The organism is Meiothermus cerbereus, from assembly GCF_051297115.1.
Lineage (GTDB): Bacteria > Deinococcota > Deinococci > Deinococcales > Thermaceae > Meiothermus > Meiothermus cerbereus_A.
Genome location: NZ_JBEVAL010000071.1, coordinates 1 through 13,459, shown reverse-complemented (window position 1 = coordinate 13,459; position 13,459 = coordinate 1). Strand labels below are relative to the sequence as shown.

Sequence of the window (13,459 nt, the reverse complement as noted above, 5' to 3'; positions counted from 1 at the left end):
TCTGGCAAAGGCTCGGACGGAGCCTTCGGGGATGGGTACGGCGTGGGCCGTCCCGTGAGAACCGAGAAGCCCCGCTCTGAAGAGCGGGGAGTCGTCACAGTTCTTCAACCAACACCCCGCAGTGCTTGTGGGGTGATTTTTGTTTAGAATCCTGTGCTATGCACGGGCTCGAGGCCACTTACCGTATCGAATCTACCCCAGACCAGATAGAAGCCAGGGCCCAGGCCCTTGCCGTCGAACAAAGCATAGAGATGCCCCCTACTGCTGTGCGCCAGCCAGAGCTGCTGCACGAGGTGCTGGCCCAGGTGGCCTCCATCCAGGAGGCCGGGGAAGGCCATTACCGGGTGGTGTTGCGCTTTGCCGAACAGACCACCGCTTTCGAAGCGGTAGGCTTGCTCAACGTTCTTTTCGGCAACTGTGCTTTGCAAGAAGATGTGGAGCTATTAGACCTGAAGCTGCCGCCCCGTCTGCTCTCGGCCTTTGCGGGCCCGCGCTTTGGAATTGCTGGATTGCGCCAGCTCGCTAACGTCTACGACCGCCCCCTGACCTGCACCGCCCTCAAGCCGCAAGGCCTCTCCCCTACCCAGCTGGCCGAGCTGGCCTATACCTTTGCCCTGGGCGGTATAGACATCATCAAGGATGACCACGGCATCACCAACCAGCCCTACGCCCCCTTTGCTGAGCGGGTGCGGGCCATACAAAAAGCCATTGCCAGGGCCAACGCCGAAACCGGCGGCCATACCCTGTATGCCCCCATGCTGGCCGGTAGTCCCAAAACCCTGAGCAATAACCTGGAAATAGCCCGGCAAGCCGGGGTCAAGGTAATACTCACAGCACCCATGCTGCTTGGGCTTCCGGCGTTTCAGGAGCTTGTCGAGGAACTGGGTCTGGCAGTTCTGGGGCATCCAGCTTTTGCTGGCCTGCGCATTGCCCCGCCCCTTATGTTTGGAAAGCTTTTCCGGCTGCTGGGAGCCGACGCTGTCATCTTTCCCAACTACGGGGGCCGCTTTGCCTACAGCAGCCAAACCTGCATGGAGCTGGCCCAGGCCGCCCGGTCGTCCTGGGGTCACATTCACCCGGCCCTACCGGTTCCGGCAGGGGGCATGACCGTCGAACGGGTGGAGGAAATGCTGGGGTTTTATGGGCCCGATACCATGCTCCTGATCGGCGGCAACCTCCTGGCCGCAGGGGATAGGCTACTGGAGCGCACCCGCGAGTTTGTGCAAAAAGTGGCGGCCAGCGTGGAAAAAATCTAGCGTTAGAATGAGAGCTATGACCTCGAGCAAAACCAAACGGACAGCGCATCACTACACCTGGGAAGATGTGGAGGTGCTGGCCTATAAGTCGGAAGGAGTGGCCCCATTCAAGGGCGTAACCCGTCAGGTGCTTTTCAGCGACCCCCAGCTTGCCGCCCAGTGGCGCTACTTCGAGGTAGCCCCTGGGGGACACACCACCCTCGAGCGCCACCAGCATGTACACGCCGTGATGGTCATCCGGGGACGGGGGGCCTGCTTGGTGGGACAGGAGATACATAGCCTCGAGCTGCACGACCTGATTCACGTGCCGCCACTAACCTGGCACCAGTTCCGCGCCAGCGAGAACGAGCCGCTGGGCTTCTTGTGCCTGGTCAACACCGAGCGCGACCGGCCCCAGCTACCCGGGCCAGATGAGCTGCAGGAATTGCGAAAAATCCCGGCTGTTGCCGAATTTATACAGGTCTGACCCTGTGCCTGTGATAAGGTGATGCCATGTCTAAGCGTGCCTCCGTCGAAGAAACCCACGTAAGCAAAAACCCCGAAGCACACCTCGAGCAGATTCGTAGCATTCTGTTTGGTCAGCAGATGCTCGAGTTCGAGCACAAGCTTCAGGGCCTGGAACAGCGCCTGCAGGAGCGAACCACCTGGCTCAACCAGGAACTGCTGGATCGCATCGCTGCGCTGGAAAACCGCTTGGTAGGGCTTTTGCAACAGGAAGCCGAGGAGCGCCAGATTGCCGACCAGGCCCTGCAGGGTAGCCTGGATGCAGCAGTAGACAGCCTGGAAGACAGGCTGGCCTCCGAAATGAAAGAAATGCGGGCCGACCTGAAGGAGCAGGGCAAGGAGCTCAACAAAAAACTCGACCAACTGGCCTCGAGCCTGTACGCCGCCATCGAGGAGCTGCGCCTGCACAAAACCGACCGGGCCGCCCTGGCCCACCTGCTGACCGGCCTGGCCAATCAGCTACAAAAAGACTAGCCAAGCTCTGCCATGGCTCACCCCGCCCCTCCTTCCGACAACCTCGAGGCCCTGCGAAAGCTGCTGCTCGAGCCCGAACAGCAAGCCCTGCAGGCCTTGCAAGACCCGGCCCGCTGGGAAGAGTGGGTCGCGCAGGTTCTGCCGGAGGCCCTGCTCCGCCGCAGCCAAAGCGATAAAGCCCTACAGTACGCGCTCAACCCCATCATCGAAGAAACCTTCCTGCGGCTGGTGCAGCGCAACCCCAAGCTGCTGGTGGATATTCTGTTTCCGGTACTGTTGCCGGCTATTCGGCGGGCAGTAACCAGCCTATTTGCCTCGCTCACGCAAAGCCTCAACCAAACCCTCGACCAGGTGTTTAGTGTGCAGGGGCTACGCTGGCGGCTCGAGGCCCTCACGAGCGGCAAGTCCTTTGCCGAGGTGGTGCTCTCGCACACCCTGCTGTACCGGGTTGAGCAGGTTTTGCTGATTCAGCGTAGCAGCGGCTTGCTGCTGGCCCACCAGGTTGCCGCGGGCGTCAGCGTTCAAGATGGCGCTTTGGTCTCGGGTATGCTAACCGCCATTGGCGATTTTGTGCGCGACTCCTTCGACCCCGAAGCAGGGCTCAATACGGTGAATTTTGGCGAGCGGGTTCTGGTGGTGGAGCAAAGCCCCCAGGCCATTCTGGCCGCGGTGGTGCGCGGGATGCCCCCACAGGCTTTGCAGGAACGCTTGCAGGACACCCTTCTGGAGATCCAAGCCCGTTTTGCCGAGGCTTTCAGCAGCTATAGCGGCGACAATGCCGTTTTTGCCAAGGCGCATCCCCTGCTGGACTCCCTGCTGGAAGCCGAATACAAGCGCCCGGAAAGCCGCCGCCCCATTGCGTTGCTACTCATCCTGGGCCTGCTCCTGCTCGGACTTGGCGCCTGGGGCTATAGCAACTTCCAGGCCAGCCGGGCCTGGAGCGCATACCTAGAGCGCCTTTCCAGCACCCCCGGTCTGGTGGTTACCGAAGCCCCCCGCCGCTACGAGGTGCGGGGCCTGAAGGACCCCCTGGCCCCCGACCCGCTGGCCTTGCTGGAGGGCCTGCCGCTCCGCGCCGAGCGAATCCGGGCCGGCTGGCAGCCCTACCAGTCGCTCGAGCCCGAAATCGTGCTCAGACGCATCCAGCAGCGCATGGATACCCCCAGCACCGTGCAGCTGGCCTGGCGCGAGGGGGTGCTGGTCGTGAGCGGACGCGCCACCCAGGGCTGGCTCAGCCGCCTGCGCAACCTGGCCCCTTTGCTAGGGGTGGCACAGCTCGATACCGCTCAGCTTGTGCTCGAGCCGTCACAAAGGTAAGGTTATGAAGTTCCTTGCGCCCACCATGCCTTTAGGCGTAAACTGCACCCGCCTTTGCAGCAGGCCGGTTGGTGGGTATTCCGGTCTGGCACATGGGCCAGAGGTACGGCAGGGGGCTACCAGGTGATTCAGAAGAAAATATGCATGTTGGGCGCTTTTGGGGTTGGCAAAACCAGCCTGGTCGCACGGTACGTGCACGGCATCTTTTCCGAAAAGTATCAGACCACCGTAGGGGTCAAGATTGATAAAAAAATCGTCACGGTCAACGGACAGGAGGTAAGTCTGGTCTTGTGGGACCTGTACGGCGAAGACCAGTTCCAGCGGGTGCAGCCCTTTTACCTGCGGGGCAGCTCGGGCTATTTGCTGGTAGCCGACGGAACCCGCGCCGATACCCTCGAGGCCGCCCAAAGCCTGCACGCACGCGCCCAGGAGGTGCTGGGCCCGGTTCCCTTCATCCTGCTGCTCAACGAGCACGACCTGCCCTGGCAGGTAAGTGAGGCCCAGCTCGACCAACTGCGGGCCAAAGGCTGGGAGGTGCGCTACACCAGCGCCAAAACCGGCGAAGCCGTAGAGGAAGCCTTCCACACCCTGGCAGGCCGGATGCTCGGCAAAAGCAGCTAGGGCTGGCGGTTAATCAGCCAGTAAACCAGCCCAATAACCAAGAGCCACAGCCACCAGCGGCGGCCCAAAAGGGGCTTGCGCTCTGGCAGGGGGAGCGAAGCGCCTGGCACCGGGGCACGGGGAGGCCGCACCGGGGGGCGCATCTGCAGGCGCTGGCCCTGTTTGATGTGGTACACCGCTTTATCGAGCTGGCCTTTCTTGCGGTAGGCCGCGCCCAGGTTGTGGTGGGCCAGGGCGTACTCGGGGTTCAGCTTGAGGGCCTCCTGGTACAGCCGGATGGCCTCGTCGGTCTGGCCGGCCTCGAGGGCCAGGTTGGCCAGGTTGGTCTTGGCTCTAAAGTGGCGGGGGTCGGCCTGGAGCGCAGCCTCGAAGGCCTGCCGGGCCTCCTCCCGCTGGCCGCGCATAATCTGGATGAGCCCCAGGGTGGCCCAGGCCTCCGCCCCCAGGTGGGGGTCTTGCAGGTAGGCCGCAATCTGGCTTTCATCTTCGCTTTCAAAGGCTCGGATGGCCGCTCTGGCCCGCTCCAGATCCAGGTAACCAGCAATCAGGTCGCCGTCCTGCTCTAAAACCTTTTGAGCCCTTTCATATTCCTTCAGCCGCAGCCAGTCGCGCAGCTCGAGCAGCACCGCCAGGGCCTCGGCATGGCCCGCCTCACCTGCCAACAGGCGGCTTCGAGCCTCCTCGTAGCGCCCCAACTGTATGAGTTCGTCCACTTCCATAACACCAATCTACCCTGCCAGCCCCCCACGTAACGCTTTAGGGGGTTGGTTTGGTCAAATTCCACACGTCTTACAAAACCAGGCACTATACTTGGCAGTGGAGTTCGGGAATAGGCCCGCTCCCACGAGACCGCAAGCCCTCTTACGCACTACGCAATACCGCACCTATACCATATCCCGGTGCGGAACCCTTAGGAGAAGTTATGAAGAAGTCCGGTTTTACCCTGATCGAGCTGTTGATCGTCATCGCCATCATCGGCATCCTGGCCGCCGTGCTGGTGCCCAACCTGCTCAACGCCCGCAAAACCGCTCAGGTTCGCGCCGAGCAGGCCTACGCCCAGAACGTCTATAAGGCTGCCAACGCCGCCATCGCGGAAGACCCCAACATCGCTGCAACCGAAATTCAGAAAAGCTGCAAAACTGGCTATTCAGTTACTATCACTAACGGTGGTACCTACGATGCAGGTAGCGCTCCTGGAACAATCTCAGGTACAGGAGGTGATTGCAATGTTACCTACAATGCCACAACGCAGGCTGTGAGCGTCACGTACAACGGAGCTACCACCCCTGCAAAAACCATCCCCTAAGGTGCTAACCTCCTAGCGTGGGTGGGATTGGCGCACAATCCCACCCATTCCCACATCAGGAGCACCCTCATGCAGCAAAGAGGCTTCACGCTCATCGAACTGCTGATCGTGATAGCCATCATTGGTATTCTCGCTGCCGTACTGGTGCCCAATTTGCTACATGCCAGGCGAACCGCCGAAGACCGCGCCGCACTGGCCCATGCCCAGAATGTCTCTAAAGCGGCCTTTGCCTATGTGGCCGAAGACCCCAGCCGGGCGGTCATTACCACCAGCGATTGCACGGGGGGATATAACGCAGGCGGCTATATTGCACCAAGCCCAGGCTCCTCTGTAAGTGCCTGTACCGTATCGGACTCCGACAATGATGGCATCCCAGAAGTTTCGGTCACAAGCCGGTTAGGAACCACCTATACCCTGCCCTAAAGCACTAGATGCCTTAGTGGGCCTCCCTTGCGGGAGGCTTCATTCTTTCACCCCCCGGACTCCCGCGCCGCACACTTGCTCGGGAGAATATCATCCATAGACCCGCCCTCGACGGCGGATGTCCTCTAATATTGGCCGCCGCTCTTCTTGCAGGTAGGCATACTCTTTCAGCACACGGATTTCAAACAAATCGCAGCGTAGCCGATTCGCACAAAACACGCGCCGACCCTGCGTCACGACACTAGCCCTGAGCGCTGGGGGCGCAGTGGCTAAATCCACCAGGTCAACCTCGGTGGGTGGGTGGGTCTGGCCGGTCTCCTGGTGCGCTAACAGCTCCTGCGCCAGCGTAAACAGCACCCAGGGGTCGTAGGGCACGGTGCCCAAAACAGCGATGTCCAGATCGCTATCGGGCTGGGCCTTCCCTTCGGCCTGGGAACCAAACAAGTATATGGCCTCTGGCGACAGCCGCTCTCGGATGAGGGCAGTGATGGATTCCAAGGTTTCGCCAGCCAGTGCAGCCATAAAGCCATTCTATCAGCCCCGCATACCGCCTCTAGAGGCCGATTCGGCGCCGCTGCCGTCCAGGTTTTGGCGCACCGCGCTCGAACCACCGAATGAGCACCACCCCCACCACAAAACCGCCAATATGCGCCCAGAAGGCGATGCCCTCCTCGCCCATAAAATCGCCCACAAACTGGATTAGAAGCCAGTAGCCCAGGTAAAGAATGGCTGGAATGGGTACGGGAATCCAGCCCACCAGCGAGAGGATCAGGGCCCTGGGGTAGAGCACAATATAAGCACCCAGCAGGGCCGAGATGGCCCCCGAGGCGCCAATCATGGGCACATCGCTGGAAAAACCACCCACCAGGCCCTGAATTAGCGCTGCGGCAACCCCGCCCAGCAGGTAGAACAACAAAAAACGCCCGTGGCCCAGGCGGTCTTCGATGTTGTCGCCAAAAACCCACAAGAACCACAGGTTGCCCAGGATGTGCAGCAGGCTCCCGTGTAAGAACATGCTGCTAAAAAGCGTTATCCACTCGCCCCAAAAATCGGCGGCAAAGCGGGCCGGCACAAAGCCGTAGGCCCCAATAACGGCGGCAGGGTCGGTTAGGGCAAAAGTATAGACAAAGCCTGCCAGGTTTAGCACCACCAGCAGGTAGACCACATACGGGCGGCGGTGGGCCCGGTTGATGTCGTGCAGGGGAAACATGTTCTCAGGTTACAGCAATCGCGGTTCTCAGAATTGCGCTACAGGGTGTGCTGCGTTTTTTTAGCCAGTCCGACACAAACCATTGGTACAGGCATTCTGTGGGCCCCGCTCAAGAAAAATGCCCCCGCCTGGCGGGGGCTATTCGCGGCTACTGCCTTACGAGTTGACCCTTACCTCAATGCGGCGGGGTTGGGCAGCTTCGGCTTTGGGGATGTCGAGGTAGAGGATGCCGTGCTTGAAGGTGGCCTCGATTTTGCCCAGGTCGAAGGTGTTGGGAATGACAAAGCTGCGCTCAAACTTGCCATAAGGCCCCTCGAGCCGCCACTGGTTGGCGTTTTCGGGCTTGTTGAAGGGACGCTCGGCCCGGATGGTCAGGGTGTTGTTCTCGGCGGTTACCTCGACCTGCGAAGGCTCAATACCAGGCAGGTACACCGCCAGGTGGATACCCTGGGCATCCTCGAGCGCATCTACCAGCGGGGTATGGGCGCTTTCGCTAGTGGGGGTGAAAAAGTTGCGCAACAGGGCGTTTTGCAGTTGTTCAATCTCACGGAAAGGGTTGTATCTAATCATAGCAACCTCCTTTACGTAAGGGAGTATAAAACTTGAGTGTATTATTGTCAAGTCGTTTTAGCGCCGAGACATCCATCCGGCCTGACCTCTACAGATGGGGCTTTAGTTTTTGCAAGAGCATGTGCTTGGGTGCAGCCCCCACCACGCGTTCGACCGGCTGGCCGTTTTTGAACAGGATCAGGGTGGGAATGCCCTGCACCTGGTAAGCGCTTTGCGCCAGGGGAAACTGGTCAACGTTGAGCTTGACGATTTTGAGCCGACCCGCGTACTCACGGGCGATTTCCTCGAGCACCGGCGCAACCATCTTGCAAGGCCCGCACCACTCGGCCCAGAAGTCAACCAGCACCGGCACGCTGGCCTGAAGCTCGGGGGTCAGGCCCTGGGTGGCATTCACCAGCCAGGGCAGGGGCTTCTTGCAGGCCCCGCAGACCGGAACCTGGCCTGCGGGGGGTTGGCCTAAGCGGTTTTTTGCACCGCAGTGGCTACAGGTGATGATGTTATCGCTTGCCATAGTCGTTTTATGCCAGTGCAGTCTGCCGAACCTCGAAGGTGAGTCCCTGGGGGCCGGTGTTGACGTACAGATGAGCGCCATCGGGCACCTCACCCGCCAGGATTTTGCGCGAGAGGGGGGTCTCCAGTTCCCGCTGGATTACCCGCTTCAGGGGCCTGGCCCCAAAAACCGGGTCGTAACCGCGCTGGGCCAGGAAGTCGAGGGCCTCTTGCGAGAGCTCGAGGGTAATCCGGCGTTCGGCCAGGCGTTTGCGCACCGCCTCGAGCTGGATCTGCACGATGGCCGCAATCTGCTCTTTGGCCAGCGGGCGGAAGACCACAATCTCGTCCAGACGGTTCAAAAACTCGGGGCGGAAGTGCTGCTGAAGCACCCCAAAGACCCGCTCGCGGATGGCCTCGTAGCTCTGGCCCGACTGGATGCCCTCGAAGATGAGGGGCGAGCCGATGTTGGAGGTGAGGATGATGGCGGTATTGCGGAAGTCCACCGTGCGGCCCTGCCCATCGGTCAGGCGACCGTCGTCGAGCACCTGCAACAGCACATTGAACACATCGGGGTGGGCCTTCTCGATCTCGTCGAAGAGGATCACCGCGTAGGGCCGACGGCGCACCGCCTCGGTAAGCTGGCCGCCCTCCTCGTAGCCCACGTAGCCCGGAGGTGCCCCAATCAGGCGGGCCACGGTGTGCTTCTCCTGGTACTCCGACATGTCGATGCGGATCATGTTCTCTTCGGTATCGAAGAGGCTGGCGGCCAGGGTCTTGGCCAGCTCGGTCTTACCCACCCCGGTAGGCCCCAGGAAGAGGAAGGAACCAATGGGCCGGTTGGGGTCTTTGAGGCCGGCGCGGGCCCGCCGAATGGCATCGGCCACCGCCACGATGGCTTCGTCCTGGCCTACCACCCGCTTGTGTAGCTCGTCCTCCAGGCGCAGGAGCTTCTCGCGCTCGCCTTCCATCAGTTTGGCCACAGGAATACCCGTCCAGCGCGAGACGATGGCGGCAATGTCTTCTTCCGTGACCATGGGCCGCACGAACTGCGCGCCCGCCATGCGCTCGGCCAGTTCGTTGACCTCCTGCTCCAGCCGCGGCAGCTCACCGTAGCGCAATTGGGCCGCTTTGTTCAGGTCGTAGGCCCGCTCGGCCTGCTCGATCTGGGTACGCACCTCGTCGAGGCGCTGCTGGGCGGCCCGCAGCCTCTGCATAACCTCGCGCTCGGCCTCCCATTCGGCTTTCTGTTTGTTGATTTCGGCCTCGAGCTCGGCAATTTCTTTTTCCAGCTCGCCCAGCCTGAATTTGCTCTCGGCGTCGGTTTCTTTCTTCAGGGCCTCGCGCTCGATCTCGAGCTGGAGCTTACGGCGGTTCAGGGCGTCGATGCTCTCGGGCGAGGACTCGAGGGCCATGCGCAGGCGGGCCGCGGCTTCGTCCACCAGGTCAATGGCCTTATCGGGCAGCTTGCGGTCGGCGATGTAGCGGTGCGAGAGCTGGGCCGCCGCAATGAGCGCGGGGTCGGCGATGCGCACCCCGTGGTGCACCTCGTACTTCTCCTTGATGCCGCGCAGGATGCTCACGGTCTCCTCGAGGCTGGGTTCATCCACAAACACCGGCTGGAAGCGGCGCTCCAAAGCCGGGTCTTTCTCAATTTCGCGGTACTCGTCGAGGGTGGTGGCCCCAATCAAGTGCAGCTCGCCTCGAGCCAGGGCGGGCTTGAGCATGTTGCCCGCATCCACCGCGCCTTCGGCCTTGCCAGCCCCCACCACGGTATGAAGCTCGTCGATGAACAGAATAATCTGGCCCGCGCTCTGCACGGTCTCCTGAATGACGGCCTTGAGCCGCTCTTCAAACTCGCCCCGGTACTTAGCACCCGCCAGCAGCGAGCCCATCTGCAAGCTCACGATCCGCTTACCTTTGAGCCCTTCGGGCACGTCGCCCTTGACGATGCGCTGGGCCAGCCCTTCGGCAATGGCGGTCTTGCCTACCCCCGGCTCACCGATGAGCACGGGGTTGTTTTTGGTGCGGCGCAGCAAAATCTGGATTACCCGCCGGATTTCTTCATCCCGTCCAATTACGGGGTCGAGCCTGCCCTCTTCGGCCTGGCGGGTCAGGTCGAGGCCATACTGCTCCAGGGCATTGTAGGTACCTTCGGCATGTTCACTGTTCACGGTTCTTCCTCCTCTAACCTCCTGCAGGGCTTTCCGAATGCCGTCGGCTTGCAAGCCTCCGTAGCCGGTCTCGGCCAGGGCCAGCAGCAGCGTATCCAGGGCCACAAAGCGATCCTTGAGTTCTTCAGCCAGCTTTTCGGCCCGTCCCAGGGCCGAAGCCAGCCGGGACGAGAGGTACTGCCCCCCCTCGGCGCCGGAGACCCTGGGCAAACGCCCCAGCTCGGTCTGGGCCGCCTGATAAATGCTTTTGGGGTTCTGACCGGCTTTTTGCACAATTTGGGCCGGTAGACCAGCGGCATCCCGCAGCATCACTGCGACCAGATGGGGCAGGTCGATCTGCGAGTGGGACGACTCCCGCGCCAGCACCTGGCTCTGGGCAATGGCCCCCCGGGCTTGTTCGGTAAAGCGCTCCAGATTCATATCAGGCTTATTATGAAACTTGAGTGTATTACTGTCAAGTCTAATGAGCCTTCTTTGCTATTGGCCTCAGGCATGCCGAGCACCCCATGCCCCTTTAGCTCGAGGCCGAGGTGTAGCTCCTCAGGGCAAAGCGCCAGAACACCCTGGAGAACAGCAGCAGCCCCAGGGCAATCAGAAAAGCCAGACCCAGGCCAGGTAAGGTCAGGCGGCCCAGGGCAGCTTCGGCTGGCACAGTGGTCAGGAAGGCCACCGGCACCACAAAAGTAAAGATGAAGCGGTAGGCTGCTGGAAAAGCCTGCACCGGAAAGCGCCCGGCCTCGAGCAGCGCCCGCAGTACCTCGGTGGCGTTGGCCACCTTTACAAACCAGATGCTGCTGCTGCCAATGATGAACCACAGGCTGTACAGCAGCACAAAGGCCAGCGCCAGCAGACCAAAGCCCAGCAGGTAGTCGGCCAGGCCCAGCCCCAGGCGGCTGCCGGCGTAGAACCAGATAAAAAGCCCAATCAACCCGTCGCTCAGGCCCCAGGGGGAAAGGGTGCGAAAAGAAAGCCAGAACTGGCTGTCCAGCGGCTTGAGCAGCACAAAGTCGAGGGTGCCCTTCTGCACCTGCTCCACCACCCGGTTCAGGTTGGGCGAGAGCAGGGTAAAGGCCAGGCCATCGAGCATCAGGAAGGCCGCCAGCACCAAGAGGGCCTCCTCGAAGCGCCACCCCCCCGGCTGATACCCCCCCTGGTAGAGCAGGGAAATCCCGAACAGGCTGCCCACGGCCCCTCCCAGCGACGACAAAGCCGCCAGCAAAAAGTTGCCACGGTACTCGAGCTCGGCGGCCAGGGCCGTTCCCCAGAAGCGGCCCAGCACCCGCAGGTAGCGCATAAACCCAGTCTATCAGAGGCTTTACAGGAAACCGCTCTCACTTTGCCGGTACGCGAGCCAGTAGCATTAAGCGCATGCAGCTAGGCTACTCGTTCTGCCCCAACGATACTTTTATCTTCTATGCCCTGGCCCACGGCAGGGTTGCCACCCCCTTCCCCATCCACGAACTGCTGGAAGACGTGGAAACCCTGAACCGCTGGGCCTTGCAGAGGCGGCTTCCCCTGACCAAAATCAGCTACGCCGCTTATGGCCACCTGCGCGAACAGTACGTTGCGCTCCGTTCGGGGGGCGCGCTGGGGCGGGGGGTGGGGCCACTGCTGGTCGCCCGGCAGGCGCTGGGTGAACTGGCAGGCAAAAAAATTGCCATTCCAGGCCGCCACACCACCGCCTTCCTGCTGCTTTCCCTGCACAGCCAGGGCTTTGAGCCGGTGGAGATGCGCTACGACCAGATTATGCCCGCGGTGGCGCGGGGCCAGGTGGATGCCGGGCTGATTATCCACGAGTCGCGCTTTACCTACCACCTGCACGGGCTGCAAAAGCTCCTGGACCTGGGTGAGTGGTGGGAAAACCTGACCGGCCTGCCCCTGCCGCTGGGGGCCATTCTGGCCCGGCGCGACCTGGGCAGCGAAACCATTCGGGCCATCGATCGGGCGGTGCGGCTGAGCCTCGAGTACGCCTACGCCCACCCCGAAGAAACGGTGGCCTACATCAAAAAGCACGCCCAGGAGCTGCAAGACGAGGTCATCTGGGCCCACATCCACACCTACGTGAACAGCTTTTCGCTGGACGTAGGGGCCGAGGGCGAGGCGGCAGTGGCCGAGCTGTTCAGGCGCGGCGAGGCAGCCGGACTGTTGCCCGCCTCGAGCCTTCCCCTCTTTGCCTGAAGGCTGTATGGTTGGGGGGTTAAGGGATGCTGCTTACAATTTGTATCCTCGGCCAGGAATCTCTCACACGTAGAACCGCTAAATTAACCATATGACCCCGGACTTCATTGCCACCCTGCCCCCGGAAGCCAGGGCCGAGGCCGAACGGGTATTCCGCAGCTTCACGGCTCGGCGGAATAGCTACGTGTGTTATCCGGAAGATGAAGCCAGAACCCTGTACTACGTGCTCGAGGGTTGGGTTCGCCTGTTCCAGCTTGGGCCCCAGGAAGAAGAGATCACCCTGACGGTGGTGGGGGCCGGCGACATATTTGGCGAGGGTGCTTTGTTACCGGATCAACGTTATGGGGTTTTTGCCGAGCCGCTGGTGGACTGTGAGCTGCTCTCGGCCTCGAGGGAAGACCTGTTGCGCCTCACCAGCCGCTTCCCCGAGGCCCAGGCCGCCTTTGTGCTGCTGCTTTCGCGCCGGCTGCGTAAGGCCGAGGAACGGCTGCGCGATCTGCGTTTCAAAGAAGTGCTCCCACGGCTGGCCAAAGCCCTGCTCACGGCCATGCACAAGAGCAAAGAGGGGCTAGAAGTAACCCTGTCGCACCAGGATCTGGCCCACCTGGCCGGCTCCACCCGCGAGACCATCACCAAGGTGCTGGGCGAGCTAGCCATGGACGATACCATCGAGCTGGGCTACCGACGCATTTTGATTCTCAAGCCCGACGCACTGCGGCGCGTTGCCCTGTAAGCCGGGAAATAACCCTGTATGTGCAAACCCAAAAACTGGGCTGGGTTCTTGTTTTGCCGGTGCCGACCCTGGCCCGGCCAGGCAAGGCCTGAAGGGAGCACGCAGCAGAAATCCCCGGATCGGCTTGCAGGAAAGCCGCGGCGCCTTATACCAACCTTAGATAGATAGTCATTCTTCAGGAATCCACCCGAACCCCGCCACCCC

At 61.5% G+C, this 13,459-nt stretch carries 16 protein-coding genes; 9 read left to right on the top strand and 7 right to left on the bottom strand.

The genetic code is table 11. From position 1 onward, the window contains the following. Window positions 1-158 precede the first annotated feature (158 nt). The 5 genes from ABWU19_RS12185 (at window position 159) to ABWU19_RS12165 (ending at window position 4,172) form a co-directional block, all read left to right on the top strand. Window positions 159-1,256 carry a RuBisCO large subunit C-terminal-like domain-containing protein gene (locus tag ABWU19_RS12185; RefSeq protein WP_435901953.1) on the top strand — a complete coding sequence of 366 codons (1,098 nt, stop codon included), beginning with the start codon at window positions 159-161 and terminating at the stop codon, window positions 1,254-1,256. 16 nt (window positions 1,257-1,272) lie between these two features. Then, the gene (locus ABWU19_RS12180) at window positions 1,273-1,722 is read left to right on the top strand and encodes a cupin domain-containing protein (protein WP_435901952.1); all 450 of its coding nucleotides are present in this window, start codon (window positions 1,273-1,275) and stop codon (window positions 1,720-1,722) included. A gap of 26 nt (window positions 1,723-1,748) precedes the next feature. Further along, window positions 1,749-2,234, top strand: a complete 486-nt coding sequence (locus tag ABWU19_RS12175) for a hypothetical protein (RefSeq protein ID WP_435901951.1) — start codon at window positions 1,749-1,751, stop codon at window positions 2,232-2,234. Between the two features lie 12 nt (window positions 2,235-2,246). Continuing rightward, window positions 2,247-3,551 carry a hypothetical protein gene (locus ABWU19_RS12170; protein ID WP_435901950.1) on the top strand — a complete coding sequence of 435 codons (1,305 nt, stop codon included), beginning with the start codon at window positions 2,247-2,249 and terminating at the stop codon, window positions 3,549-3,551. Between the two features lie 144 nt (window positions 3,552-3,695). Further along, window positions 3,696-4,172 (top strand): Rab family GTPase, encoded by a 477-nt coding sequence (locus ABWU19_RS12165; RefSeq protein WP_435901949.1) that lies wholly within the window; start codon window positions 3,696-3,698, stop codon window positions 4,170-4,172. On the opposite strand, the gene ABWU19_RS12160 is transcribed toward ABWU19_RS12165, so the two are convergent. Beyond that, window positions 4,169-4,891 (bottom strand): tetratricopeptide repeat protein, encoded by a 723-nt coding sequence (locus tag ABWU19_RS12160; RefSeq protein WP_435901948.1) that lies wholly within the window; start codon window positions 4,889-4,891, stop codon window positions 4,169-4,171. The two genes, ABWU19_RS12165 and ABWU19_RS12160, sit on opposite strands and share 4 nt — an antisense overlap. Before the next feature lie 203 nt (window positions 4,892-5,094). Here ABWU19_RS12160 and ABWU19_RS12155 point away from each other — a divergent pair, with 203 nt between their 5' ends. Both ABWU19_RS12155 and ABWU19_RS12150 read left to right on the top strand, forming a co-directional pair. Continuing rightward, entirely contained in the window at window positions 5,095-5,478 is a 384-nt protein-coding gene (locus ABWU19_RS12155; RefSeq protein ID WP_119361863.1) for a type II secretion system protein, read from the top strand. Window positions 5,479-5,547: 69 nt separating this feature from the next. Beyond that, on the top strand, window positions 5,548-5,901 hold the full coding sequence (locus ABWU19_RS12150; protein ID WP_119361864.1) for a type II secretion system protein: 354 nt from the start codon (window positions 5,548-5,550) through the stop codon (window positions 5,899-5,901). Window positions 5,902-5,991: 90 nt separating this feature from the next. Here ABWU19_RS12150 and mntA read toward each other — a convergent pair whose 3' ends face one another. From mntA to ABWU19_RS12120, 6 genes are all read right to left on the bottom strand, one after another. Further along, window positions 5,992-6,423, bottom strand: coding sequence for a type VII toxin-antitoxin system MntA family adenylyltransferase antitoxin (mntA, locus tag ABWU19_RS12145; RefSeq protein WP_435901947.1), 432 nt, complete (start codon window positions 6,421-6,423; stop codon window positions 5,992-5,994). Between the two features lie 31 nt (window positions 6,424-6,454). After that, window positions 6,455-7,111 carry a rhomboid family intramembrane serine protease gene (locus ABWU19_RS12140; RefSeq protein WP_435901946.1) on the bottom strand — a complete coding sequence of 219 codons (657 nt, stop codon included), beginning with the start codon at window positions 7,109-7,111 and terminating at the stop codon, window positions 6,455-6,457. 156 nt (window positions 7,112-7,267) lie between these two features. Next, window positions 7,268-7,681, bottom strand: a complete 414-nt coding sequence (locus ABWU19_RS12135; protein ID WP_435901945.1) for an Hsp20/alpha crystallin family protein — start codon at window positions 7,679-7,681, stop codon at window positions 7,268-7,270. A gap of 88 nt (window positions 7,682-7,769) precedes the next feature. Further along, window positions 7,770-8,192: a thioredoxin gene (trxA, locus tag ABWU19_RS12130; protein ID WP_435901944.1), complete on the bottom strand. Its 423-nt coding sequence runs from the start codon at window positions 8,190-8,192 to the stop codon at window positions 7,770-7,772. A gap of 7 nt (window positions 8,193-8,199) precedes the next feature. Then, the gene (gene clpB, locus ABWU19_RS12125) at window positions 8,200-10,764 is read right to left on the bottom strand and encodes an ATP-dependent chaperone ClpB (protein WP_435901943.1); all 2,565 of its coding nucleotides are present in this window, start codon (window positions 10,762-10,764) and stop codon (window positions 8,200-8,202) included. Between the two features lie 94 nt (window positions 10,765-10,858). Next, window positions 10,859-11,638: an ABC transporter permease gene (locus ABWU19_RS12120; protein WP_435901942.1), complete on the bottom strand. Its 780-nt coding sequence runs from the start codon at window positions 11,636-11,638 to the stop codon at window positions 10,859-10,861. 74 nt (window positions 11,639-11,712) lie between these two features. Between ABWU19_RS12120 and ABWU19_RS12115 the strand changes: the two genes are divergently transcribed. Then, window positions 11,713-12,522, top strand: coding sequence for a menaquinone biosynthesis family protein (locus ABWU19_RS12115; RefSeq protein ID WP_435901941.1), 810 nt, complete (start codon window positions 11,713-11,715; stop codon window positions 12,520-12,522). Window positions 12,523-12,613: 91 nt separating this feature from the next. Next, entirely contained in the window at window positions 12,614-13,255 is a 642-nt protein-coding gene (locus tag ABWU19_RS12110) for a Crp/Fnr family transcriptional regulator (protein ID WP_435901940.1), read from the top strand. The last annotated feature ends 204 nt before the right edge of the window (window positions 13,256-13,459 follow it).

Coding starts and splice junctions, on each gene's coding strand:
- ABWU19_RS12185 (WP_435901953.1), top strand. CDS start 159: ATGCACGGGCTCGAGGCCACTTACCGTATCGAATCTACCCCAGACCAG.
- ABWU19_RS12180 (WP_435901952.1), top strand. CDS start 1,273: ATGACCTCGAGCAAAACCAAACGGACAGCGCATCACTACACCTGGGAA.
- ABWU19_RS12175 (WP_435901951.1), top strand. CDS start 1,749: ATGTCTAAGCGTGCCTCCGTCGAAGAAACCCACGTAAGCAAAAACCCC.
- ABWU19_RS12170 (WP_435901950.1), top strand. CDS start 2,247: ATGGCTCACCCCGCCCCTCCTTCCGACAACCTCGAGGCCCTGCGAAAG.
- ABWU19_RS12165 (WP_435901949.1), top strand. CDS start 3,696: ATGTTGGGCGCTTTTGGGGTTGGCAAAACCAGCCTGGTCGCACGGTAC.
- ABWU19_RS12160 (WP_435901948.1), bottom strand. CDS start 4,891: ATGGAAGTGGACGAACTCATACAGTTGGGGCGCTACGAGGAGGCTCGA.
- ABWU19_RS12155 (WP_119361863.1), top strand. CDS start 5,095: ATGAAGAAGTCCGGTTTTACCCTGATCGAGCTGTTGATCGTCATCGCC.
- ABWU19_RS12150 (WP_119361864.1), top strand. CDS start 5,548: ATGCAGCAAAGAGGCTTCACGCTCATCGAACTGCTGATCGTGATAGCC.
- mntA (WP_435901947.1), bottom strand. CDS start 6,423: ATGGCTGCACTGGCTGGCGAAACCTTGGAATCCATCACTGCCCTCATC.
- ABWU19_RS12140 (WP_435901946.1), bottom strand. CDS start 7,111: ATGTTTCCCCTGCACGACATCAACCGGGCCCACCGCCGCCCGTATGTG.
- ABWU19_RS12135 (WP_435901945.1), bottom strand. CDS start 7,681: ATGATTAGATACAACCCTTTCCGTGAGATTGAACAACTGCAAAACGCC.
- trxA (WP_435901944.1), bottom strand. CDS start 8,192: ATGGCAAGCGATAACATCATCACCTGTAGCCACTGCGGTGCAAAAAAC.
- clpB (WP_435901943.1), bottom strand. CDS start 10,764: ATGAATCTGGAGCGCTTTACCGAACAAGCCCGGGGGGCCATTGCCCAG.
- ABWU19_RS12120 (WP_435901942.1), bottom strand. CDS start 11,638: ATGCGCTACCTGCGGGTGCTGGGCCGCTTCTGGGGAACGGCCCTGGCC.
- ABWU19_RS12115 (WP_435901941.1), top strand. CDS start 11,713: ATGCAGCTAGGCTACTCGTTCTGCCCCAACGATACTTTTATCTTCTAT.
- ABWU19_RS12110 (WP_435901940.1), top strand. CDS start 12,614: ATGACCCCGGACTTCATTGCCACCCTGCCCCCGGAAGCCAGGGCCGAG.